This window comes from Alcanivorax sp. HI0044, from assembly GCF_001634945.1.
This window is the reverse complement of record NZ_LWEZ01001241.1, coordinates 1-734: the sequence shown is the minus strand read 5'-3', so window position 1 is coordinate 734 and position 734 is coordinate 1. Positions and strand designations below refer to the sequence as shown.

At 65.3% G+C, this 734-nt stretch carries 1 protein-coding gene; it reads left to right on the top strand.

Annotated elements, in window-relative coordinates:
* The coding region (locus A3730_RS17665) for a transglycosylase domain-containing protein (protein WP_197477513.1) at positions 1–734 on the top strand (734 nt) is incomplete at both ends.

Genomic DNA, 734 nt, shown 5'->3' with positions numbered 1-734 from the left:
ACTCTGCCGGACAAATATCGCCGTGCCTTGCTGAGCTACGAAGACAAACGCTTCTTCGCCCACCCTGGTGTCGACCCATTGGCCATTGCCCGTGCGGCCTGGCTTAATGCCCGCGCCGGGCGGGTGGTCAGTGGCGGCTCCACACTCACCATGCAGCTGGCCCGGTTGTTACGGGATGATCCGCCCAGAACCCTATCGGAAAAGGCCCGCGAAGCGGTGCTGGCCCTGCAGATGGAGTGGCATTTCAGCAAGGATGAGCTACTGATCGAGTACGCCAGCCGGGCTCCTTTTGGCGGCAACATCGTTGGATTGCGGGCCGCCGCCTGGCGCTATTTTGGCCGTGAACCGGCGGCGCTCAGCTGGGCGGAAGCGGCGCTGCTGGCGGTGCTGCCCAATGCCCCCTCGCTGATTCACCCCGGGCGGAACCGGGAGCGGTTGCTGGCCAAACGCAACACTTTGCTGAACGCTCTGCACAGCCAGGGCGACCTGTCGACGACGGACCTGAAGCTGGCCTTGCTGGAGCCCTTGCCCGATGCCCCCAGACCGCTCCCCGGCAGTGCCGACCACTTGCTTACCTCCCTCCGTGCCAGCAGCCCGCAGCACCTGTTTCACACCACCCTGGATGCGGACCTGCAGCACCGCGTGCGCGAACTGGCGCGCCAGCATGGGCAGCGGTTAGCGGGGGAGGGGGTGCATAACGTGGCGGTGGTGGTGATCGATCACATTGATTTGGC